Below are 22530 nucleotides of genomic sequence, written 5' to 3'. Positions count from 1 at the left end.
AGACCGGGCCCGCCGGGTGCGCCCGGCGGGCCGCACAACGGGAGGACATCATGAAGGCTGCGAGGCTCTACGAATACGACCCGGCGATGAACGTCCGGCTGAAGATCGAGGACGTTCCGGCACCCACCATCGACCGGCCGGACGAAGTGATCGTGAAGGTGGGGGCGGCCGGACTCTGCCGGACCGATCTGCACATCATCGAAGGCGTCTGGCGCGACATCATGGACAGCCATGGCGCCCTGCTGCCCTACATCATGGGGCACGAGAACGCGGGGTGGGTCGAGGACGTGGGCTCGGGCGTGACCTCGGTCAAGCCCGGCGAGGCGGTGATCTGCCATCCGCTGCGCACCTGCGGCATCTGCCTGAACTGCCGCCACGGCCATGACATGCACTGCCAGAACAACCTCTTTCCCGGTCTCGGGCTGGACGGCGGCTTCGCGGAATATTTCAAGACCTCCGAGCGGTCGCTCATCAAGCTGAACACGGGGATCACGCCGCTTTCGGTGGCGCCGATGGCCGATGCCGGCATCACCGCCTACCGCGCGGCCAAGCGGGCGGCGAAGCTGCTCGATCCGGGCGACTGGGCGCTGATCCTCGGCGTGGGAGGGCTCGGCCATATCGCGCTGCAGGTGCTGAACGAGATGGCGGGCTGCCGGACCATCGCCGTCGACCGCGAGCCGGGCGCGCAGGTGCTGGCGAAGGAGCTCGGCGCGGACAAGGTGCTGTCGGGCGGGCCCGACCTCATCGAGGAGGTGCGCCAGATCACCGGCGGCGGCGCCCGGGTGGTGATCGATTTCGTGGGCGAACTCGGTGTCGAGAACCTGTGCTGGAAGCTTCTGAAGAACGGCGGGGATCTCATCATGGTGGGCTATGGCGGCACCATCGAGATCCCGACCCTCGAGCTTGTCGCGCGCGAGATCCGCATCGGCGGCAGCCTCGTCGGCGATTACACGGAACTCGTGGAGCTGATGGAGCTGAATGCGGACGGCAAGGTGAAGATGCACCAGACCGAATTCGCGCTGGAAGACATCAACACGGCCATCGACGACTTCAAGAACCGCCGCTTCACGGGGCGGGGCGTGATCGTTCCGGGCGCCCCCTCGACCCGACGGGCCGAAGAGCGAACGGCCGAAGCGGTGAAATGAGGGCAGGGGCGGCTTCGGCCGCCCCTGATCTTTTCGAAGATCACTCCGTCAGCCGGCGGATGCCATACTGCCGCATCTTGCGGTAAAGCGTCGGCCGCGACACCCCGAGGATCGCCGCCACCCGCGTCACATTCCCCCGCGCCGCCGCGAAGGCCTGACGGATCGCCGCTTCCTCCACCTCATCGAGGCTCTGCTCGCCCGGGCGCGAGGGCAGGGCCGGCCCGCGGCGCATCGGTTCGGGCAGGTCCGACACCTCTACCCGGTCCCCCCGCACGAGGACATGCAGCCGGTCGCAGACATTGCGCAGCTCGCGCACATTGCCGGGCCAGCTCCAGCCGTCGAGAAGCGCCATCGCCGCGTCGCTGAAGCGCAGCGGCGCCCGGTTCAGGCGCCGGGCCGCCGCCCGGTTGAAATGATCGACCAGAAGCGGCACGTCGCCCTGGCGGGCGCGCAGGGGCGGGACCTCGATGGTCACGGTGCTGATGCGGTAATAGAGATCGGCCCGGAAGGCGCCCGAGCTGACATCCTGCATCAGGTCGCGGTTGGTCATCGCCACGACCTGCACCTCGACCGGGCGGCGGCGGCTGTCGCCCACGCGGTAGATTGCCCGGCTCTCCAGCACGCGCAGCAGGTAAGGCTGGATGTCGAGCGGCATCTCGCCGATCTCGTCGAGGCAGAGCACGCCGCCATGGGCCAGCTCGAACTTGCCGGGGCGCCCGTCGCGCATGGCGCCCGTGAAGGCACCCGCGACATGGCCGAACAGCTCCGAGGCCACCAGCTCGACCGCGATGGCGCCGCAGTTCATGGTGATGAAGGGCGCATCCGCCTTGTGCCGCTCCGACGTATGGACGAGCCGGGCGAAGAGCTCCTTGCCGGTGCCGGTCTCGCCCTGCACGAGGATCGAGCTTCCGGCCTCGGCCGCGCGCCGGGCGAGGTCGACCGCCTCGAGAAAGATGTCGCTGGCCCCCACGATGGGCAGGGGCGGCTCGGCCGTGCCGGCGCGCGGGCGGATCTGGGCGCTGACGGGGCGGGGCTTCGTCCGGGCGGGCAGGTGCAGGACCGTGCCGCGCCGCTCGCCGTCGAGGATCAGCGGGCTGATCCCGCTCGGTTGCAGCGCGGGCGGCAGGGCCGCCACGATCTGGGTGTCGCTCGGATGCGGCCCCAGATCCAGCAGCGGCTGGCCGACCTTGAGAAGACCGTCCCTGAGCCCGCCCCCTTGCGGCGGATTGCGGCTGTAGACCACGCGCCCCACCCGGTCGAGGATCACCACCGCATCGTCCGGTCCGCGGCTCGCCCCGGCATCGATGAAGGCTGCGAGCAGCCGCTCGCGTTCCTGCCGGTGGCGCTCGCCCAGAAGGGCCTCGATCTCGCGGGCGGCGGCGGCCACCAGCGCCAGATTGTGCGGCCGGAAGATGCCGGGCCCGCCCGAGAGGTCGATGGCGCCGATGGTGCCGAAGCCGAACGGATCGCGGATGGGGGCCGCGGCGCAGCTCCAGCCCTTGATCCCGGCGCAGAAATGTTCGCAGGCATGGACGAAGACCGGGCGGCCCTCGCGGATTGCCGTGCCGATGCCGTTGGTGCCGATGGCTTCCTCGTCCCAGCGGCCGCCGACCTCGAGGTTGATCTCGCGGCCCTTCTCGCGGGTGCTGGGATCGCCCATGGCGCGGATGACCACGCCCTCGCCGTCGCACAGAAGCAGCATGGCGCCCGTCCCGTCGAGCAGGCGGCCCAGCTGGTCGAGCGTGTCGGAGGCCGCCTCGAGGAGCTCGCAGCTGCGGGTGGGCGTGTCAGGCCGCGGAACGCTCGGCGCGCCCGCGGCCAGCGCGTCCGTGCCGCCCGTCTGGCACCGCTGCCACGAACGCAGGATCTCGGGCCGCACGCCTGCGGGCAGGTCGGTCGTCTCGCCGCTCAAGAGCCGCTCCCAGGCGCGCATCGTGGCGCGCTGGTCGAAGGGTTCGGCCGGCCGGGAATTCAGCATCGCGATCCTCCCCAGTTGGTCTTCCCATGATCCGGGCTCGCCGGTCAGGCGAGGTCGAGCCGCTCGCGAAGCGTGACCTCCAGCGCCTCGCGGTCCGTCTCCGTCGCGAGAAGCAGGCCGTCGAGGTCGGAGATCCGTGCGGCCAAAGCGTCCTCGAGCGGCGCGATGAACCCGTTTTCCGCCGTCGCCAGCACGAAGCGGAGCCTGCCGTCCCGCCGGCGCAGCTCGCCCAGGAAATGCAGCTGTCGCGCGCTGTTGGCGCAGGCGATCACCACGCGCCCGTTCGAGCTGAAGCGGAGATAGGGCTGGGCGTCGCCCGCCGGACGCCGAGCGGCCGCAGGCATCGCTGCCGGGGCCGCGGCGGGCGCTGCGGCGCGGGCCGCCTGCTGGGCGGACCATCCGCCGCCGGTCAGCTGATCGGCCAGCCGTCCGATACGGTCGCGGTTCGAGTCGATAAGGCGACGGGCGGCCTCGTCTTCACGACGTGGGCCGTCGCGCCTCAAGATGAGGTCGACCATCCATCCTCCTCCCAAGCCGTGGGTCGGCTGCGCATCGCAACCGGCAGTCGACCATGGTGCCACGCTTTGCCGGCGGCTTTCACGGTCAGGCTCACGACGCAATAATAAGGGTACAAGAGGTGTCTTTTGTCAACGCAGTTGACGTGGAACCCCAATGTTCATTGCGGATGCCCGCCTGCGGGCGCCGAGGCTCGGCAGGCTCCGGCCGAGCCCCGGCGGAGGCGCGATGATGTCCGCCGCTCCGAAGACCGGGACGCGGCCGCAGGTCCGATCCGCACCCCTCCGCGATCCCGAGGCGCCCTCGTGACCGCCACCACCTCCGGTCTGCCGCAACTGATCGGGCAGGGCGCATCTGCCCCTTGCCGGTCGCACAGGCGCTGCGCGCGGGCCGGGTGCCCCTCCGCCGGCATCCGGGCCGGGACGGGCATTTCCCTGCGGACCGGGATCGATCACCGGATCCGGCCCCCGCGAGGGTGAGGACGCTCGCGGTTCGGCACGGGGTGATGGCTGCGAGGTTCTGGCCCGGTCTTCTCGCGATGCGCAGGCACCCGAAACGCGATGGCAGTCTCTGCTATCGCGTCTGCTTCGGCCCGCCGCCCTTGGCCAACCCTCTCGGGACGCGCCGATCAGGACAGGAACCGCGCCCGACCCTCGGCCAGCGCATCGAGCAGGCGCCCCAACCGGAGGAACTGCGCCTCGGCCCGCTCGCCGTCCCAGCGCGCGGGGGCGATCATGCGCTCGTGGAAAAGCCCCTCGCAGCCGTGGAAGACGAGCATCGCCTCGGGCGGGCAGCGCTCGAAGATCCGCCGCACCACGTCCCGCAACTCGAGGAGGGGCTCCATGAAATGCGGATCTTCTGTCAGGGCCGCGAAGATCCCCGACGAGGGCGCATCGGTCTGGCGCATGGTCTCGCGCGCCGCTTCGACATAGGCCCGCGCGGCCGCGAGGGCGGCGGCCTCGTCCTGGGGCAGGGTCCAGCCCGGGCAGCGGCGGTCCATGTCATCGCGGAAGGCGGTGACGTGGTTCTGCACCAGCGCGCGCAGCAGCGCGTGCTTGCTGGGGAAGTGGTAGAGGAGGCCGCCCTTCGACACGCCGGCCGTGGCGGCCACCGCGTCGAGCGACATGCCCGCAGGCCCCACGGTGCGGCTCAGCAGTTCGGCGGCGTCCAGCAGGCGCTTCCGGGTCTCGACGGGCATTTTCTTTCGAAGCTTCGGTGCTAAGTCAGCCACTGCAGCTTCCTTCGCTGATTGACTTTACCGTCCAGACGGTACAGTAAACGGCTGAAAAGTCAAACCCCGCCGGCGCGACATGCAGTCTCGCGGCAGCCTTGTGGAGGACCGGATGGTCAAGCGCCTCATCATTGCCGTGATCCTGCTTGCCGTGATCGTGGGCGGCATCGTGGGCTTCAACCGGTTCCGGGACAGCATGATCAGCGACTTCTTCGCCAACCAGAAGCCGGCGCCGGTCACCGTTTCCACCTCCGTGGCCGAGCCGATCACCTGGCGGCCGGGGATTGAGGCGATCGGCACCGCGGTCGCCGCGCGGGGCGTCGATCTCGCGGTCGAGGCGGGGGGCACGGTGCGGCAGATCCTGTTCAAGTCGAACGAGCATGTCGAAGAGGGACAGAAGCTCCTGCAGATCTCGGAGCGGGAGGAGCTTGCCGATCTGGCTGCGGCCGAGGCGGCGCTCGAGCTGGCGGAGACCGAACTGGATCGTGCCCGGACCCTGCGCGAGCGGGGCGTGTCGGCGGTGAACAACCTCGACACGGCGCAGGCGCAGGCGGCCTCGGCGCGGGCGCAGGTGGCCAAGATCCAGGCGATGCTGCAGCAGAAGGAGCTGACGGCGCCCTTCGAGGGGGTGATCGGCATTCCGCAGGTGGATGTGGGCGGCTACGTCACCGCCGGCACCGTCTATGCGACCCTGCAGGACCTCGATGCGATGCGGGTCGATTTCGCCCTGCCCGAACAGCAGATCAGCCGGATCCGGCCGGACATGCCGGTGACGGCCACCTCCGAGGTGGGCGACTACCGCGCGAGCGGGAAGATCACCGGCATCGAACCGAAGGTCGATCCCAACTCGCGGCTCGTGACCGTCCGGGCCGAGGTCGCCAACGAGACGGGGCAGATCTATCCGGGCCAGTTCCTGCGCGTGCGGGTCGAACTGCCCGACGAGGAGCAGGTGATCGCCCTGCCGCAGACCACGCTGATGACCAGCCTCTACGGCGACTCGGTCTATGTCGTCCGCGACGGCGAGGAGGAGGATCAGAAGGTGGTCGAACAGGTCTTCGTCAAGGCGGGCCGGCGTGACGGCGGGCTGATCGAGATAGTCTCGGGGCTGGAGCCGGGCGACGTGGTGGTGAACGCGGGCCAGAACCGTCTGTCGGGCGGGGCGCCGGTGACCATCGACAATACGGTGAGCCCGGCCGGCGCAGAGCCGGCGGAGGCGCCGGAGCCGGCGAACGGGCAGCCGCAGGCGCAGGCGCAGCAGCCTGCCGCCGCCGGCGCCGGCGCCGAGACCGAGACGGAGTGAGGGCTCGATGAACATCTCGGAAATCTTCATCCGCCGCCCTGTCGCCTCGACGGTGCTGGCGAGCTTCATCCTGCTGATCGGGTTCTATTCCATCTTCAACCTGCCGGTCCGGCAATATCCCGAGGTGGAGGAGACGGTCGTCACCATCACCACCACCTATCCGGGGGCCTCGCCCGATCTGATCCAGGGCTTCATCACGGCCCCCATCGCGCGCGCCGTCGCCACGACCGAGAACATCGACTATGTGACGAGCCAGAGCCGGCCCTCGGCCTCGGTCGTCTCGGTGCAGATGAAGCTCGGCGCGAACTCGGACGTGGCGCTGACCGAGGTGCTGGCCAAGGTCCAGCAGGTGCGGGGCGAACTGCCCTCGGAGGCCGAGGATCCGGTGATCGTGAAGGGCACGGGCGACAATTTCGCGCTCATGTATCTCGCGGCGCTGAACCCCAACATGTCCGCCGAGCAGATGACGGAATATCTCGAGCGGGTGATCCGGCCGCGGATGTCCACCATCGAGGGCGTGGCCGAAATCCAGATCATCGGCGCGGCCGAATATGCGATGCGGGTCTGGATCGACCCGATGAAGCTCGCCGCGCGCAATGTGACCGCCTCGGAGGTGCTGACGGCGATCCGGGCCTCGAACTTCCTGTCGGCGCCGGGGCGCACCGAGGGCGAATATTTCGCGCGCTCGATCAAGCTGCAATCGACGCTGCAGACCCCCGAGGCCTTCGGGGCGCTGCCGATCCGCTCGGACGGCGACGAGGTCGTGCGGCTGCGCGACGTGGCCGATGTGGAGCTGGCCTCGGCCGAACCCGACAGCATCGTGACCTTCAACGGCCAGCCCGGCACCTTCATCGGGATCTTCCCGACGCCCGCCGCGAACCCGTTGACCACCGCGGCTGCGGTGATCGAGGAGCTGCCCGCGATCAATGACACGCTGCCGCGGGGGATGGAGATCAACCTCGTCTACGATTCGACCGAGACGATCACCGCCTCGATCTACGAGGTGTTCAAGACGCTGGCCGAGGCCGTGGCCATCGTGGTGGTGGTGATCCTGCTGTTCCTCGGCTCGTTCCGCTCGGTGCTGATGCCCATCGTGACGATCCCGCTCTCGCTGATCGGGGTCTGCGCGGTGCTGCTGGCGCTCGGCTATTCGATCAACCTCCTGTCGCTTCTGGCCATGGTGCTGGCCATCGGTCTCGTGGTGGACGATGCGATCGTGGTGGTCGAGAACATCCACCGGCACATCGACGAGGGGATGAGCCCCTATCAGGCGGCGCTGAAGGGGATGCGCGAGATCACCGGCCCCGTCATCGCGATGACGATCACCCTGGCCGCGGTGCTGGCGCCGCTCGGCTTCTCGGGCGGGCTCACCGGATCGCTCTTTGCCGAATTCGCCTTCGCGCTGGCGGGATCGGTCATCATCTCCGGGGTGGTCGCGCTGACGATCACGCCGATGATGTCGGCGCGTCTGCTGAAGGCGGGCACCGGCACCCGCTTCCAGCGCACCGTCGATCGCACGCTCGAGGGCGTTTCCAACTGGTACGAACGGCGGGGCTCCTCGTCGCTCGACTACCGGCCGGTGACGCTCCTGATGGTGGCGGCGCTCGTCTCGGTCACGGGCTTCATGTTCATGAACACGACGAGCGAGCTGGCGCCCGAAGAGGATCAGGGCGCGATGTTCGCGATCCTGAACGGGCCGCGGTACGCCACCAAGGAATATACCACGCTCTACACCGACCGGATCTCGGACGTGACCAAGGACATTCCCGAGGTGCGCACCGAATTCTCCATCGCAGGCTTCGGCGGGCAGGCCAACCAGGGCATCTACATCTGGGCGCTGAAGGACTGGGCCGACCGCGAGCGGAGCCAGGCCGAGGTGCAGCAGGAGGTGCAGGCGCGGCTCGATCCGGTGCCGGGGGTGCAGGGCTTCGTCTTCTCGCCGCCGAGCCTGCCGGGCACGGGCGGGGGGCTGCCGATCTCGATGGTGCTGCAATCGATCCAGTCGCCCGACCGCGTGTTCGAGATCTCGGAGGAGATCCGCCGGCGGGCCGAGGCCTCGGGGCGCTTCATCGCGGTGCAGAACTCGCTCGCCTTCGACGCGCCGGAGGTGGTGGCCACCATCGACCGGGACCGGGCGGCGACGCTCAACGTGCCGATCTCGGACATCGGCAACACGCTGGGCCTTCTGGTGGGCGGGGCCTCGGTCGCGCAGTTCGACCGCGAGTCGAACAGCTACGACATCATCCCGCAGGTGCCGCGCGACTGGCGCAACAACCCGGAGCGGCTGAGCCAGTTCTTCGTGCGCGCAGCCTCCGGGGCGATGGTGCCGCTGACCTCGGTGGTGAATTTCGAGACGGGCGCCTCGGCAGCCTCGATCGAACAGTTCAACCAGCTCAACTCGGCCACGATCTCGGCGCTGCCGATGATCGGCGTCTCGACCGGCGACGGTCTGGCCGAGCTGCAGCAGATCGCCAACGAGGTGATGCCGGACGGCTTCTTCCTCGACTATTCCGGCCAGTCGCGGCTCGAGGTCGAGCAGGGCAACACGATCCTTCTGGCCTTCGCGGCGGCGGTGGTCGTGATCTATCTCGTGCTCGCCGCGCAGTTCGAGAGCTTCCGCGATCCGTTCATCATCATGATGTCGGTGCCGCTCTCGATCTTCGGGGCGATCCTGCCGCTGAACCTCGGGCTCGGCACGCTGAACATCTACACGCAGGTGGGCCTGATCACGCTGATCGGCCTCATCACCAAGCACGGGATCCTGATGGTGGAATTCGCCAACCAGCAGCGCGAGGAGCACGGGCTGAACCGGCGGCAGGCCATCGTCGCGGCGGCCAAGGTGCGGCTGCGGCCGATCCTGATGACGACGGCCGCCATGGCGCTGGCGGTGGTGCCGCTCATCATCGCGGAAGGCGCGGGCGCCGAGGCGCGGCAGGCGATGGGGATCGTGATCTTCACGGGCCTGCTGATCGGGACCTGCTTCACGCTGTTCGTGGTGCCGATGTTCTACACCTTCATCTCGAAGCCGGACAAGGAATGGCAGGCCCATCGGGCGATGCTGGAGGCGCGCGAGGCCTCGGCCTGAAGTCCCCGGAGGAAAGGCCGGGGGAGGGGCTGTCTGCCCCGCCCCCGGACCCCCGCCCCGAGGATATTTCTCCAGAGTGAAAGGGGCGCCGTGCCGGAGAGGGGCGGCGCCCTTGGCTTTCGGGGCGCGATCGCGCAGAAGGGCGCGCGGCAGGCGGAGGCATCCATGACCCAGCGATTCAGCTTCGAGCTCACGGCGACCGACGGGCGCGCGCGGACGGGGGTGATCTCGACCCCGCGCGGCGAGATCCGCACCCCGGCCTTCATGCCGGTGGGCACGGCCGGCACGGTGAAAGCGATGCTGCCCGAGAACGTGCGCGCGACGGGGGCCGACATCCTGCTCGGCAACACCTATCACCTCATGTTGCGTCCGACCGCCGAACGGGTGGCGCGGCTGGGCGGGCTGCATCGATTCATGAACTGGGACCGGCCGATCCTCACCGACTCGGGCGGGTTCCAGGTGATGAGCCTTGCGGATCTGAGGAAGCTGACCGAGGAGGGCGTGACCTTCCGCTCGCACATCGACGGATCGAAGCACCATCTGAGCCCCGAGCGCAGCATGGAGATCCAGCGGCTCTTGGGTTCGGACATCGTGATGGCCTTCGACGAATGCCCGGCGCTGCCCGCGACCGAGGAAGCGGTGGCCAAATCCATGCGCCTTTCGATGCGGTGGGCGCGCCGGTCGCGCGAGGCCTTCGGCGACCGGCCGGGCCATGCGCTCTTCGGGATCATGCAGGGCGGCGTCACGCGCGATCTGCGCGAGGAGAGCGCGGCCGCGCTCCGCGAGATCGGCTTCGAGGGCTATGCGATCGGCGGGCTCGCGGTGGGCGAGGGGCAGGAGGCGATGTTCGGTGTGCTCGACTATGCGCCGGGCTTCCTGCCCGAGGACCGGCCGCGCTACCTGATGGGGGTGGGCAAGCCCGACGACATCGTGGGCGCGGTGGAGCGGGGCGTCGACATGATGGATTGCGTGCTGCCCTCGCGCTCGGGGCGCACCGGGCAGGCCTGGACGCGGCGCGGGCAGGTCAACATCAAGAACGCGCGCCACATGGACGATCCGCGCCCGCTCGACGAGGCCTGCAGCTGTCCGGCCTGCCGCAGCTACTCGCGCGCCTATCTGCACCACGTCTTCCGCGCGCAGGAGATCATCGCCTCGATGCTGCTGACCTGGCACAATCTTCATTATTATCAGGAGCTGATGCAGGGTCTGCGCGCGGCCATCGCGGCCGGGCGGCTGGGGGAGTTCGTGGCGGCCTTCCATGCCGCGCGGGCCGAGGGCGATATCGAGCCGCTCTGACCTGGCGCCGGACCCATGGCGGCCATGCGGCAGGCGCATGGCGGGACCCTTTGTCGCGGTCCGGCGAGGCCCTATCTCGGAGCGACACAGTTCAAGGGACTTGATTGATGACCGAAAAACTCTTCACCCCGATCGCATTCGGTGATCTGACGCTGAAGAACCGGGTCGTGATGGCGCCGCTCACCCGCAACCGGGCCGAGCCCAAGGGAGACCTGCCGACCGATCTCACCGTGGAATATTACCGTCAGCGGGCGGGCGCCGGCCTGATCGTGACGGAGGGCTCGCAGATCTCGCCGGAAGGCAAGGGCTATGCCTGGACACCGGGCATCCATTCCGAGGCTCAGGTCGAAGGCTGGCGCAAGGTGACGGATGCGGTCCATGCCCGCGGCGGCCATATCGCGATCCAGCTCTGGCATGTGGGGCGGATCAGCCACACGAGCCTGCTCGACGGGCAGAAGCCGGTGGCGCCCTCGGCGCTCGCCGCGGCCTCGCGCACCTTCGACGGCACGGGCTTCGTGGCCACGTCCGAGCCGCGTGCGCTCGGGACCGAAGAGATCGCCCGCGTGGTCGAGGATTACCGCAAGGCGGCGCGAAACGCGAAGGCTGCGGGCTTCGATGCCGTCGAGATCCATGCCGCGAACGGCTATCTGATCGACCAGTTCCTGCGGGAGACCTCGAACAAGCGCACCGATGCCTATGGCGGCAGCCAGGAGAACCGTGTGCGCTTCCTCGACGAGGTGGTGGGCGCGGTCGTGGCCGAAATGGGCCCGGGGCGCACCGGCATCCGCTTCTCGCCCTTCTCGAACGCCAACGATGTGGGCATCGACAGCGATACGGTGGGCCTCTTCTTCAAGGCCATCGACGTGCTGAACCGTCATGGGATCGCCTTCCTGCATATGGTCGAGGGCCAGACCGGCGGGCCGCGCGACTGGCCCGAGGGCGCGCTCGAGACGCTGCGCGACCGGTTCGGCGGCACCTACATCGCCAACAACGGCTATGACCGCGACATGGCGGTGGCGGCGGTCGAGAGCGGCAAGGCGGACATGGTGGCCTTCGGCAAGCTCTATATCTCGAACCCCGATCTGGCCGAGCGGCTCGAGGCCGGGGCGCCGCTCGCGCCGCTGCCGACCGAGGGGCTCTATGGCGGCGGCGCCGAGGGGTACACGGACTATCCGGCGCTGACCCCGGCCGCCTGACCCCTTGGCCCGGGCGGCGCTGCGGCGCCGTCCGGCCCGTGCCGGCCGCTGCGGGTGCGTCCGCCCTATCCCTTGCGGCCGAAGCACAAACTTGCACCGAAAGAGGGCTTGTTGCCCGCCCCGGCGCGGTCCAGACTTTGCGGCAAGTCGCAAAGGCGGTCAGGTTGACACCGGGCTGCCGCGCCACCAGATATCGTAGTGACTGTCCGGGGAAGGCCGAGTGCTGCCGAATGGCCGGGGCCGGAGCCTTCCTGCATTGAAGGAAAAGACATGACTGAACAGCTCCCCAACAGCTATCCCGTGCTGCCGCTGCGCGACATCGTGGTGTTTCCCCACATGATCGTGCCGCTGTTCGTCGGGCGCGAGAAGTCGGTCCGTGCTCTCGAGGAGGTGATGGCCGACGACCGGCAGATCCTTCTTTCCTCGCAGATCGACCCGTCCGTCGACGATCCGACCACGGACGGGATCTACCGCGCCGGCGTGCTGGCCAATGTGCTCCAGCTGCTCAAGCTGCCCGATGGCACCGTGAAGGTGCTGGTCGAGGGCAAGGGCCGCGTGCGCATCACCGACTTCCTGAGCAACGACTCGTTCTTCGAGGCCCGCGCGGAGCGGCTCGACGAGGAGCCGGGCGACCAGGCGACGGTCGACGCGCTGCTGCGCGCCGTGGCCGAGGAATTCGAGCGCTACGCCAAGATCAAGAAGAACATCCCCGAGGAGGCGCTGGCCGCCGTGTCGGAGACCCGCGATGCCGCGCGCCTCGCCGATCTCGTGGCGGGCCATCTCGGGATCGATGTGGCGCAGAAGCAGGCGCTGCTCGAGACGCTGGACGTGGCCGAGCGGCTGGAGAAGGTCTATGGCCATATGCAGGGCGAGATGTCGGTCCTGCAGGTCGAGAAGAAGATCAAGACCCGCGTCAAGTCGCAGATGGAGCGGACCCAGCGCGAATATTATCTGAATGAGCAGATGAAGGCCATTCAGAAGGAACTCGGCGACGGCGAGGACGGCCAGAACGAGATTGCCGAGCTGGAAGAGCGCATCGCCAAGACCGAGCTGTCCAAGGAGGCCCGCGACAAGGCCGAGGCCGAGGTCAAGAAGCTGAAGTCGATGTCGCCCATGTCGGCCGAGGCCACGGTGGTGCGCAACTATCTCGACTGGCTCCTCGGCGTGCCGTGGGGCGTGAAGTCGCGCACCAAGAAGGACCTGACCAAGGCGCAGGGCGTGCTCGACGCCGACCACCACGGGCTCGAGAAGGTCAAGGAGCGGATCGTCGAATATCTCGCCGTGCAGGCGCGTTCGGCCAAGCTCAAGGGCCCGATCCTCTGCCTCGTGGGCCCTCCGGGCGTGGGCAAGACCTCGCTCGGCCGGTCGGTCGCGAAGGCCACGGGCCGCGAGTTCATCCGCATCTCGCTCGGCGGCGTGCGCGACGAATCCGAGATCCGCGGCCACCGGCGGACCTATATCGGCTCGATGCCCGGCAAGATCATCCAGGCGCTGAAGAAGGCCAAGACCACCAACCCGCTCATCCTGCTCGACGAGATCGACAAGATGGGGCAGGACTTCCGCGGCGATCCGGCCTCGGCCATGCTCGAGGTGCTCGATCCGGAACAGAACTCGACCTTCGTCGACCACTATCTCGAGGTGGAATACGATCTGTCGAACGTGATGTTCCTGACCACGGCGAACAGCTACAACATGCCGTCGCCGCTTCTGGACCGGATGGAGATCATCCCGCTCTCGGGCTACACCGAGGATGAGAAGCGCGAGATCGCCAAGCAGCACCTGATCCCGAAGCAGATCGAGAACCACGGTCTGAAGAAGGGCGAGTTCAAGGTCACCGACGAGGCGCTCACCGAGACGATCCGCACCTACACCCGCGAGGCGGGGGTGCGGAATCTGGAGCGTGAGATCGCGAAGCTGGCGCGGAAGGCCGTGACCGAGATCGTCAAGGGACACACCAAGTCGGTCGAGGTGACGCCCGAGAAGCTGGAAGGCTTCCTCGGCGTGAAGCGCCACCGCTATGGTCTGGCCGAGAAGGAGGATCAGGTGGGGGTCGTCACCGGCCTCGCCTGGACCTCGGTCGGCGGCGAGCTCCTCTCGATCGAGGCGCTGCGGCTGCCGGGCAAGGGCCGGATGAAGACCACGGGCAAGCTCGGCGACGTGATGAAGGAATCGATCGACGCGGCCTCGAGCTTCGTCCGCTCGATCTCGCCCGAGCTCGGGGTGAAGCCGCCGAAGTTCGAGACGGTCGACATCCACGTCCACGTCCCCGAGGGGGCGACGCCCAAGGACGGGCCTTCGGCCGGCGTGGCGATGGTGACCTCCATCGTGTCGGTCCTGACGGGCGTTCCCGTCCGCAAGGACGTGGCCATGACGGGCGAGGTGACGCTGCGGGGTAACGTGCTGCCCATCGGCGGCCTGAAGGAGAAGCTCCTCGCGGCGCTGCGGGGCGGCATCAAGACGGTGCTGATCCCCGAGGAGAATGCCAAGGATCTCGCCGAGATCCCGGACAATGTGAAGGAGGGGCTTCGGATCGTGCCTGTGGCCCATGTCCGCGAGGTGCTGCGCGAGGCTCTGGTGCGGATGCCCGAGCCGGTCGAGTGGGACGAGGAGGCCGAGGAGGCCGCCGCCGCCGCCCGGAGGCTCGAGCGCGAGGCCGCTCCGACAGCGACGGCGCACTGAGGCGCTTGCAGATCATGAGGGGCGCGGCGAAAGCCGCGCCCCTTTGCTTTGAGGCTTGGCGAAGGCCGCCCCCCGGCCCGTCGGGGCGTAGTAGAAGCCGCACCTTTTCCTTCGGAGTTTGGCAGAGGCGGTATCCTTTCCCTTGAGGCCGGGCGAAGGCCGCACCCCGTTGCTTTGGGGCATAGCGAAGCCGCACCCTTTCCTTCGGGGTTTGGCGAAGGCCGTATCCCTGTCCGTTGGGGCCCGGCGAAGGGCCGTGCCTCTTTCCTTCGAGGCTTGCGAGGTGCCCGGCGCACCGGGCTTCAGGCGCGAGACGTGCCGCCAACGAGCCTGCAGCGGAAGGTGGTCGAGGCCCCGCGGTCGGATCAGCCGCAGATGCTTCGAGGGCAGGAGGGTGGCGTTCCTTCCGGCCGATCCTCAGGCTGAGGCGGGCCCAGCAAACACCGGATGAGAAAGCTCTTCCCGGGTGCAAAAAGAATCGCCGGAGCCTCTTGCGGAGGTCTGAAAGTGACGGTAATACCCGCGCCATCGGGCGATTAGCTCAGCGGTAGAGCGCTTCGTTCACATCGAAGATGTCAGCGGTTCAAATCCGTTATCGCCCACCATCCTTCTCGCAAGATCCGCGGCCCAACGGCCGCGGATCTTGCATTTTCATCCTCTGAGATCGGGTCTGCTTGTCCCGAAAGGTGCCGAGCGGGCCGCCTGTGGCGGGGCGACCGAACCGCGATCCGGCCTCCGCCTCGCTCCCTCTGAGCCGGAGCGGGCCCAAGACAGTCATGCAGTGCGTTACGATTGGTATGTAGAGACGTCGCCGCGCGGGTGACGGTCGGCCGGCGCATGGTAGATGTCGGAGGCGAGCGCCGGGGCGGCGATCATCAGGGCGGGAGCGAGGAGCAGGATCTTGCGCATGTCGGCTCCTTTCTGGGCGAGGTCCGGATGGGCCGAGGGACGGAACGGCCGGATCCGGGGTCGATCCCGCGGCTTGTCCGGCGTCCGTAAGCGAGGGGCTACAGGGCGAAGCTGAAAGGAACCTGTCGCCGCCGCGGAAGCGAGAGGCGGGGTCGGCCCGCGCTGCGTCCGCCGCGCGATGGAGGGTCCGCTTCGCCAGGGGCCTCTCCGCGCGTGGCGGAAAGAGCGCGGCCGCGCCCGCTTCGGGGGCCCGGATCCGGGAAGGGCTTGCATGTCGGGGCCACGTCTGGAGAATTGCGCCACCCGCCCTCCATGAGAAGAAGCGCGCCGGCTGCGGCGGCCGGGATGCGGCGGGACGAGAGCAGGGGCCGGACCGGGATCCGGCCATGGAACAGGAACGAAGGGCGCGGCGTTCCATCGCGCGGGCGGGGCGATCGTCCGGTCCGTGCAAGTCGAGGGCGCGGCGGAACAGGGCTGCAGGCATTGGTTTCAGATCGACCGACCCCGTCTTCCGTGTCCCTGCGCGGACGGCTGACCATCGAGACGCTCCCCGAGACGCAGCGCAGCCTCGGCGCGGCCGAGGCCGGGGGACAGATCGACATGGCCGCGGTGGAGGCTCTCGACACGGCGGGGGCCTGGGCTCTCCTGCAGGCGCAGAAGCGCGCCGAGGCCACGGGGCATGCGCTCGAGATCGTCAATCTGAGCGAGTCGCACCGCCATCTCCTCGAGACGGTCGCGGCGGCCATGCCCGAGCCCGAGCGGCGGCGGCGCACGATCCCGGGGCGGCCGGACGACGGGCTCGCCAACCTCGGTCAGGAGGTGGCGCAGGGCCTGCGCGGAAGCCTGACCTCCGTCGGCTTCTTCGGCGAGGTGGTGGCCCATCTCGGCGCGCTCGTCCTGCATCCGACGCGGCTCAAGCTGACGCCGCTCGTCCATCACATGCAGGAGGCGGGATGGAATGCGGTGCCCATCGTCTCGCTCATGGGGTTCCTGATCGGCATCGTGCTGGCCTTTCAGGGCTCGACGCAGCTCAAGCCCTTCGGCGCGGAAGTCTATGTGGTCGATCTCGTGGCCATCTCGATCCTGCGCGAACTGGGCATCCTGCTGACCGCGATCATCGTGGCGGGACGGTCCGCCTCGGCCTTCACCGCCGCCATCGGCTCGATGAAGATGCGCGAGGAGATCGACGCGATGCGCGTCCTGGGTCTCGATCCGATCGACCGGCTGGTGCTGCCGCGGCTGATCGCGCTGGTCCTTCTGCTGCCCGCGCTCGGCTTCATCGCCTCGCTCGCGGGCCTCTTGGGCGGGGGGCTGATGGCCTGGATCGATCTCGGCATCACGCCGGGCATGTTCCGCACCCAGCTTCTGGCCAATACCGATGTCACCCATGCGATCATCGGGCTGGTCAAGGCGCCCTTCTTCGCCGTCATCATCGCGGTCATCGGCTGCCATCAGGGGATGCAGGTCTCGGGCAATGCCGAATCGCTCGGCAGCCACACGTCGCGCTCGGTCGTGCAGGCCATCTTCCTGGTCATCGTGGTCGATGCGTTCTTCTCGATCTTCTTCGCGGTCTGGGGGCTCTGATGCCGAAAGAGGTTCTGATCGAGGTCCGGGGGCTGAAGAACCAGTTCGGGCCGAACGTGATCCACGAGGATCTGGATCTCGACATCCATCGCGGCGAGGTGCTGGGCATCGTGGGCGGATCCGGCACCGGCAAATCGGTGCTCCTGCGCTCGATCGTGGGGCTTCAGGCGCCGCGGGCGGGCAGCGTCAAGGTCTTCGGCACCGATGTGCGAACGGCGTCGAAGGCCGAGATGGCCAAGGTCGAGAACCGCTGGGGCGTGATGTTCCAGGACGGTGCGCTTTTCTCCTCGCTCACGGTGCGCGAGAATGTCGAGGCCCCGATGCGCGAGCGCACGGGGCTCGATCCCGAGACGCGCGCGGCACTGGCCGATCTCAAGATCGCCATGGTGGGTCTGCCGCCCAAGGCGCGCAGCCTCTATCCGTCCGAGCTCTCGGGGGGCATGCGCAAGCGGGCAGGGCTTGCGCGGGCGCTTGCGCTCGACCCCGACATCGTGTTCCTCGACGAGCCGACGGCGGGTCTCGATCCGATCGGCGCCTCCGAGTTCGATGCGCTGATCCGCAACCTGCAGACATCTCTGGGGCTGACCGTGTTCCTCGTGACGCACGATCTCGATACGCTCCATGCAACCTGCGACCGCATTGCGGTTCTGGCCGAAAGGAAAGTTCTGGTGACGGGAACCATCCGCGAGCTGATGGAGGTGGATCACCCGTGGGTCCGCGAATATTTCCACGGTCCGCGCGCCCATGCGGCGCTTCTGGCGGCGGAGGGCTGAACCCATGGAAACGCGCGCCCGCTATGTGCTGATCGGGATCTTCACGCTTGCGAGCATCCTCGCCACGCTCGGGTTCCTGCTCTGGCTCGCCAAGGTCCAGCTCGACCGGACCTATGCGGAATATGACATCCTGTTCACCAGCGTCGAGGGTCTCGGCCGGGCAAGCCCGGTGCGCTACAACGGCGTGGACGTGGGCGAGGTGCTCACCATCGCGGTCGATCCCGAGGATCCCTCGCTCGTCCGGGTGCGCATCCAGCTGGCCGCCACCACGCCGGTGCGGACCGACACCAAGGCGCAGGTGGCCTCTCAGGGTGTCACGGGCGTCTCCTACGTCTCGCTCTCGGGCGGTGCCGCGCCCGAGCCGCTGACGGCCGAGGGTGACCAGTGGCCCCCGGTGATCCCGTCCGAGCGGTCGGCCGTTCAGGCGCTGACGGCCGACGCGCCGACGCTGCTCGCCGAGGCGATCTCGCTCCTGAAGGATATCCAGACCTTCACGGGCCCCGAGAACCGCGCCGCGGTCGAGAGCATCCTGACCAACGCCGATGCCTCGGTGCAGAACATCGCGGCCATCACCCGCGACGCGGCCGAGGCCACCTCGCGGCTGAACGATTTCACCGCGCGGCTCGATGCGATGGCGGACCGGGCCGATGTGGCGCTGGCCAGCCTCGAGACCGCGCTCGAAGAGGGCAAGGGTGCTGCGGCCTCGGCCCGCGACACGTTCGAGACTGTGAACCGCATCGTCGAGCGGGACGTGCCGCCGATGATCGCCCAGATCCGCAGCGCGGTGTCGGGCATCGAGCGGTCGGTCGCGGGCATCCGCAACTTCGCCGACAACGGCCTGCCGCAATATGCGACGCTCGCGGCCGAGACCCGGCGCACGGTCACGAACCTCAATGCGCTGATCGCGCAGATCTCGCGCGATCCGGCGCGGTTCTTCCTCGGCAACCAGACACCGTCCTACAGGAGATGACGATGCGAGCCCTGACCCGATTGACGCTCCTTCTCGCGGCCCTCGCGCTCTCGGGCTGCGGCGCCGTCTCGTCCCTGTCGCGTGCCTCCGAGCAACTCGACACCTACACCCTGTCGCCGCTTCCCGGCACGGGCGGCGGCGGCTCGCGCCACATCGTGGTGGAGACGGCCACCGCCGGCGGGGCGCTCGCCACCGACCGCATCCTCATCAAGCCGTCGCGGGTGCAGGCGCTCTATCTGCCCGATGCGCGCTGGTCCGATCCGGCGCCGGCGCTGCTGCAGACGCTGCTCGTGGGCTCCCTGCAGAACGGCGGCGGCTTCCGGCTTGTCGCGCGCGAGGCGGCGGGCCTCGTGCCCGATTACACGCTCATGACCGAACTGCGCGACTTCCAGGCCGAGGTGCCGCCGGGTCAGACGCCCACCGTGCACGTCTCGATGGTGCTGACGCTGATCCGCGAATCCGACCGCTCGGTCGCCTCGACGCGGCGCATCGAGGCGCAGGCTCCGGCCGCCTCGGACAGCACGGGCGATGTGGTGGTGGCCTTCGACACCGCGGTCACGCAGGCGCTCGGCGAGGCGGTGGCCTGGGCGCGGGCGCAGGCCCGCTGAGAGCCAACTCCGGCGCATGTCGTTTTCCGTCGGCAAGCGCCGGAAACGGTGACGGGACCTTCATCGAAACACGCCATAAGGGCGGCAGACGGCAGCCGGCTTTGGAGGATGAGCGATGAACGAGGTCACGGCACGCAGGGCGCGGGGCGGCGGCGGCTCGGCGCGGCGGGCGGAACGCACCGCGGTCCGGATGGACACGGCGAAGTTCATCACCCGCAACATCCCGAACTTCGAGATCCTGAACGAGGAAGCGCTCCAGATCATCGAATGGAACGCCGAGACGGTCCTCGAAGAAATCGGCGTCAACTTCCTCGAGAATCCGGCCGCCCTGCAACGCTGGCGGGACGCCGGGGCCGACGTGCGCGGCGAGCGGGTGCATATCCCGCGCGGGCTCGCCCGCAAGCTCTGCGCCACCGCGCCCTCCAGCTTCACGCAACATGCCCGCAACGCCGAGCGCAATGTCGAGATCGGCGGGAAGAACCTCGTGCTGGCGCCGGTCTACGGGCCGCCCTTCGTGCGCGACCGCGAGGGCGGACGCCGCTATGCCACGATGCAGGATTTCCGCAACTTCGTGAAGCTCGGCTACATGTCGAAATGGCTGCACCACTCGGGCGGCACCGTCTGCGAGCCGACCGACGTGCCGGTGAACAAGCGCCACCTCGACATGCTCCACGCCCACATGACGCTCAGCGACAAGCCCTTCATGGGCTCGGTCACCGAACCGTCGCGGGCCGAGGATTCGGTCGAGATGGCGAAACTCCTGTTCGGCGCCGATTTCGTCGACCGGAACACGGTGATGACCTCGCTCGTGAACATCAACTCGCCGCTCACCTTCGATGCGACGATGATGGGCGCGCTCGAGGTCTATGCCGCGGCCAATCAGGCGGCCATCGTGTCGCCCTTCATCGTGGGCGGTGCGATGGCGCCGGTGACGGTGGCGGGGACGCTGACGCAGGTGCTGGCCGAGGTGCTGGCGGGCGTGGCCTACAGCCAGCTGATCCGTCCCGGCGCGCCGGTGATCTTCGGCGCCTTCGTGACCTCGATCGACATGAACTCCGGCGCGCCCACCTTCGGCACGCCCGAAGCCTCGCACATCACCTACGGCGCAGGCCAGCTGGCCCGTCGTCTGGGGCTGCCCTACCGCTCGGGCGGGGCCTTCTGCGGCTCGAAGCTGCCCGATGCGCAGGCCGCCTACGAGACCGCGAACTCGCTGAACATGGCGCTGCTCTCGGGCGTGAACTTCATGCTGCACGCCTGCGGCTGGCTGGAAGGCGGCCTCGTCTCCTCCTACGAGAAGTTCGTGATGGATGCCGACCAGCTCGGCACGCTACACCATCTCGCGCAGGGCGTGGCGGTGGACGAGAACGGGCAGGGGATGGATGCGATCCGCGAGGTAGGCCCCGGCGGCCACTATCTCGGCTGCGCCCACACGCAGGCGAACTTCAAGTCCGCCTTCTGGCGCTCGGACCTGTTCGATTACAAGCCCTTCGAGACCTGGGAAGAAGAGGGCGCGCGCGACACCGAGACGCTCGCCACCGCACGGGTGAAGAAGCTTCTGGGCGATTACCAGCAGCCCGCGCTCGATGAGGGCGTGGCCGAGGCGCTGGCGGACTATGTCGCCCGCAAGAAGGAGTCGATGCCCGACGCCTTCATCTGACGGCATCTTCCGCCTGCCCGGGGGGCGCGGTCCGACAGGGCCGCGCCCTTTGCCATGGCACTCCCCAAAGGCGAGCGGCGCGGCCTTACCTCCTTGGCCTGAGCGGTCCGCCACGGGTCAGGACGGGGACGCTCCCGATCCTCCCGCGCAGTCGTTTTCCGGAGCGGGCGATGCCTCCGCCAGACGGCCCATACCACCTGCGCCGCGCGCGAGCGGACAGACCGCCGGCGGGGCCAGACGCGCCTCCGCGATGAGGGCGATCAGCACTTCCACATGATGCGCGACCGAGTAGGTGGCCTCCCCCGCCCGCCGCCGCCGTTCGAGGTCGCGCTCCTCCGCGAGCAGCGCCGCGACGGCCCGGCCCGGCTCCGGATCCGGCACGAGACGGCGCAGATCCCGCTCGCGCCGGTAGTCGGCCAGCCCCAGCCGGGCCGCCCGCATGAGCAGCCGGGGGCGTCGGATCTCGGTCAGGAGGCCGTGCATGTCGGTCATGGCTGTCTCCTCTGTCGTGGCGAAACAGAGTGACCCCTGCAACCCTGCGTTGCGCGCGCGCGCCTTCCACCGCGCGGAGGTTTCTCGAATGTTTAGGAATTAGAAAGAATTATCAACAACACCGCAGTTATTAACGAACAGGTAACCAATGCCCCTGACGGTTGCAAACGTCCAACGCCGGACAACGCCCTCTCGCGGGGGCCACGGGATGGAATGATGCACACCGACCTGCGCTTGTCCTCGACCTTTCCTGCTTGGCTGCCCGAGGCCGTTCGGCTCTACCTCGATCACACGGAGGAAGGTCTCTCGCTTCGGGCGCTCGCCCGCCGCGAGGGGTGCCATGCCTCGACGGTGATGCGCCATGTGCGCCGCTGCGAGAGCCGACGCGACGATCCTCTGGTGGACGAGGCGCTGGCAGCCTTCGGACGGTCTCAGGGGCGCGGACCCATCCCAGCCAGAAAGGACAGATCCGACATGACGGCCCCGATCCGCCCCGACGCCTCTTCCTCCCTCCGGCCGGCCTCGCTCGACGAGACCACCATCACGCGCGAGGCGCGCCGCATCCTCAGGCGGCTGGCCGAGCCGCAGACCCTGCTCGCGGTGGCCCCGGACATGGAGAAGGCCGCCGTCCTGCGCACCTTGCCCGACGGGGGCACGGCGCGGATGGCGGTGGTCGACCGGGCGGTCGCGCAGGCCTTCGCGCTGAAGGACTGGATCGCCTGCCGCAAGCCGGGCCGGATCGCGACCTACGAGATCACGGCCACCGGGCGCGCGGCCCTGCGCCGGATCGTCGAGGCCGAGGAGGGCGGCCGGAGCCGGGGCCTGTCCGAGGCGGTGCAGCCCTTCGCCGCGCAGCATCGCGACTGGGCCGAGCGCGAGATCCGCGACGAGGACGGCCCGCGGCGCGTGCGCTACAACGCGGCCGAGAGCCCGGTGGCGGTGCTCGCACGGCGGCGGGACAAGGACGGCCGGCCCTTCCTGTCGGCCGAGCTGATCGAGGCGGCCGAGCGGCTGCGCGAGGATTTCGAGCTGGCGCAGATGGGCCCGCGCGTGGCGCAGAACTGGGACAGGTTCCTGACGGGCGCGGACCGCGGCGCGTTCCGGCCCGATG

The 22530-nt window shown here is 68.8% G+C and carries 17 protein-coding genes and 1 tRNA gene; 13 read left to right on the top strand and 5 right to left on the bottom strand.

Features of this window, described 5'->3' with window-relative positions:
• The first annotated feature begins 50 nt into the window (after positions 1–50).
• A complete protein-coding gene (locus A9O63_RS10630; RefSeq protein WP_069331909.1) occupies positions 51–1145 on the top strand; it encodes an NAD(P)-dependent alcohol dehydrogenase in 1095 nt (364 codons plus the stop codon).
• 40 nt (positions 1146–1185) lie between these two features.
• Here A9O63_RS10630 and A9O63_RS10625 read toward each other — a convergent pair whose 3' ends face one another.
• The 3 genes from A9O63_RS10625 to A9O63_RS10615 form a co-directional block, all read right to left on the bottom strand.
• A complete protein-coding gene (locus A9O63_RS10625; RefSeq protein WP_069331908.1) occupies positions 1186–3123 on the bottom strand; it encodes a sigma-54-dependent Fis family transcriptional regulator in 1938 nt (645 codons plus the stop codon).
• Between the two features lie 44 nt (positions 3124–3167).
• Positions 3168–3641, bottom strand: a complete 474-nt coding sequence (locus A9O63_RS10620; protein WP_069331907.1) for a hypothetical protein — start codon at positions 3639–3641, stop codon at positions 3168–3170.
• A 626-nt stretch (positions 3642–4267) separates the two neighbouring features.
• The gene (locus A9O63_RS10615) at positions 4268–4837 is read right to left on the bottom strand and encodes a TetR/AcrR family transcriptional regulator (RefSeq protein ID WP_069331906.1); all 570 of its coding nucleotides are present in this window, start codon (positions 4835–4837) and stop codon (positions 4268–4270) included.
• 145 nt (positions 4838–4982) lie between these two features.
• On the opposite strand from A9O63_RS10615, the gene A9O63_RS10610 reads away from it, so the two are divergent.
• From A9O63_RS10610 to A9O63_RS10585, 6 genes are all read left to right on the top strand, one after another.
• Entirely contained in the window at positions 4983–6170 is a 1188-nt protein-coding gene (locus A9O63_RS10610) for an efflux RND transporter periplasmic adaptor subunit (protein ID WP_069331905.1), read from the top strand.
• Positions 6171–6177: 7 nt separating this feature from the next.
• Positions 6178–9255 (top strand): efflux RND transporter permease subunit, encoded by a 3078-nt coding sequence (locus tag A9O63_RS10605; protein WP_069331904.1) that lies wholly within the window; start codon positions 6178–6180, stop codon positions 9253–9255.
• A gap of 165 nt (positions 9256–9420) precedes the next feature.
• A complete protein-coding gene (tgt, locus tag A9O63_RS10600) occupies positions 9421–10551 on the top strand; it encodes a tRNA guanosine(34) transglycosylase Tgt (protein WP_069331903.1) in 1131 nt (376 codons plus the stop codon).
• A gap of 107 nt (positions 10552–10658) precedes the next feature.
• Positions 10659–11747, top strand: coding sequence for an alkene reductase (locus A9O63_RS10595; RefSeq protein ID WP_069331902.1), 1089 nt, complete (start codon positions 10659–10661; stop codon positions 11745–11747).
• A gap of 270 nt (positions 11748–12017) precedes the next feature.
• On the top strand, positions 12018–14426 hold the full coding sequence (lon, locus tag A9O63_RS10590) for an endopeptidase La (protein ID WP_069331901.1): 2409 nt from the start codon (positions 12018–12020) through the stop codon (positions 14424–14426).
• Positions 14427–14956: 530 nt separating this feature from the next.
• A tRNA-Val gene (locus A9O63_RS10585) sits at positions 14957–15031 on the top strand.
• A 181-nt stretch (positions 15032–15212) separates the two neighbouring features.
• Here the strand turns inward: A9O63_RS10585 and A9O63_RS23535 are convergent.
• Positions 15213–15335 carry a hypothetical protein gene (locus A9O63_RS23535; protein WP_268874925.1) on the bottom strand — a complete coding sequence of 41 codons (123 nt, stop codon included), beginning with the start codon at positions 15333–15335 and terminating at the stop codon, positions 15213–15215.
• 483 nt (positions 15336–15818) lie between these two features.
• On the opposite strand from A9O63_RS23535, the gene A9O63_RS10580 reads away from it, so the two are divergent.
• From A9O63_RS10580 to A9O63_RS10560, 5 genes are all read left to right on the top strand, one after another.
• Positions 15819–16919 carry an MlaE family lipid ABC transporter permease subunit gene (locus A9O63_RS10580; RefSeq protein ID WP_190238182.1) on the top strand — a complete coding sequence of 367 codons (1101 nt, stop codon included), beginning with the start codon at positions 15819–15821 and terminating at the stop codon, positions 16917–16919.
• Positions 16919–17692 (top strand): ABC transporter ATP-binding protein, encoded by a 774-nt coding sequence (locus A9O63_RS10575; RefSeq protein WP_069331899.1) that lies wholly within the window; start codon positions 16919–16921, stop codon positions 17690–17692. The genes A9O63_RS10580 and A9O63_RS10575 overlap by 1 nt, the downstream gene beginning before the upstream one ends.
• A 4-nt stretch (positions 17693–17696) precedes the next feature.
• Positions 17697–18662: an MlaD family protein gene (locus A9O63_RS10570; RefSeq protein ID WP_069331898.1), complete on the top strand. Its 966-nt coding sequence runs from the start codon at positions 17697–17699 to the stop codon at positions 18660–18662.
• A gap of 2 nt (positions 18663–18664) precedes the next feature.
• Positions 18665–19270 carry an ABC-type transport auxiliary lipoprotein family protein gene (locus tag A9O63_RS10565; RefSeq protein ID WP_069331897.1) on the top strand — a complete coding sequence of 202 codons (606 nt, stop codon included), beginning with the start codon at positions 18665–18667 and terminating at the stop codon, positions 19268–19270.
• A 115-nt stretch (positions 19271–19385) separates the two neighbouring features.
• Entirely contained in the window at positions 19386–20927 is a 1542-nt protein-coding gene (locus A9O63_RS10560) for a trimethylamine methyltransferase family protein (RefSeq protein ID WP_069331896.1), read from the top strand.
• 117 nt (positions 20928–21044) lie between these two features.
• On the opposite strand, the gene A9O63_RS10555 is transcribed toward A9O63_RS10560, so the two are convergent.
• A complete protein-coding gene (locus tag A9O63_RS10555) occupies positions 21045–21419 on the bottom strand; it encodes a DUF6477 family protein (protein WP_069331895.1) in 375 nt (124 codons plus the stop codon).
• 216 nt (positions 21420–21635) lie between these two features.
• Here A9O63_RS10555 and A9O63_RS10550 point away from each other — a divergent pair.
• Positions 21636–22530: DUF6456 domain-containing protein (locus A9O63_RS10550; RefSeq protein ID WP_069331894.1), on the top strand; the 895-nt coding region annotated here is incomplete at its 3' end.

Origin of the sequence: Cereibacter johrii (assembly GCF_001720585.1) — a bacterium.
In the GTDB taxonomy this organism is placed as follows: Bacteria; Pseudomonadota; Alphaproteobacteria; order Rhodobacterales; family Rhodobacteraceae; genus Cereibacter_A; species Cereibacter_A johrii.
This window is presented reverse-complemented; position numbering and strand designations above follow the sequence as displayed.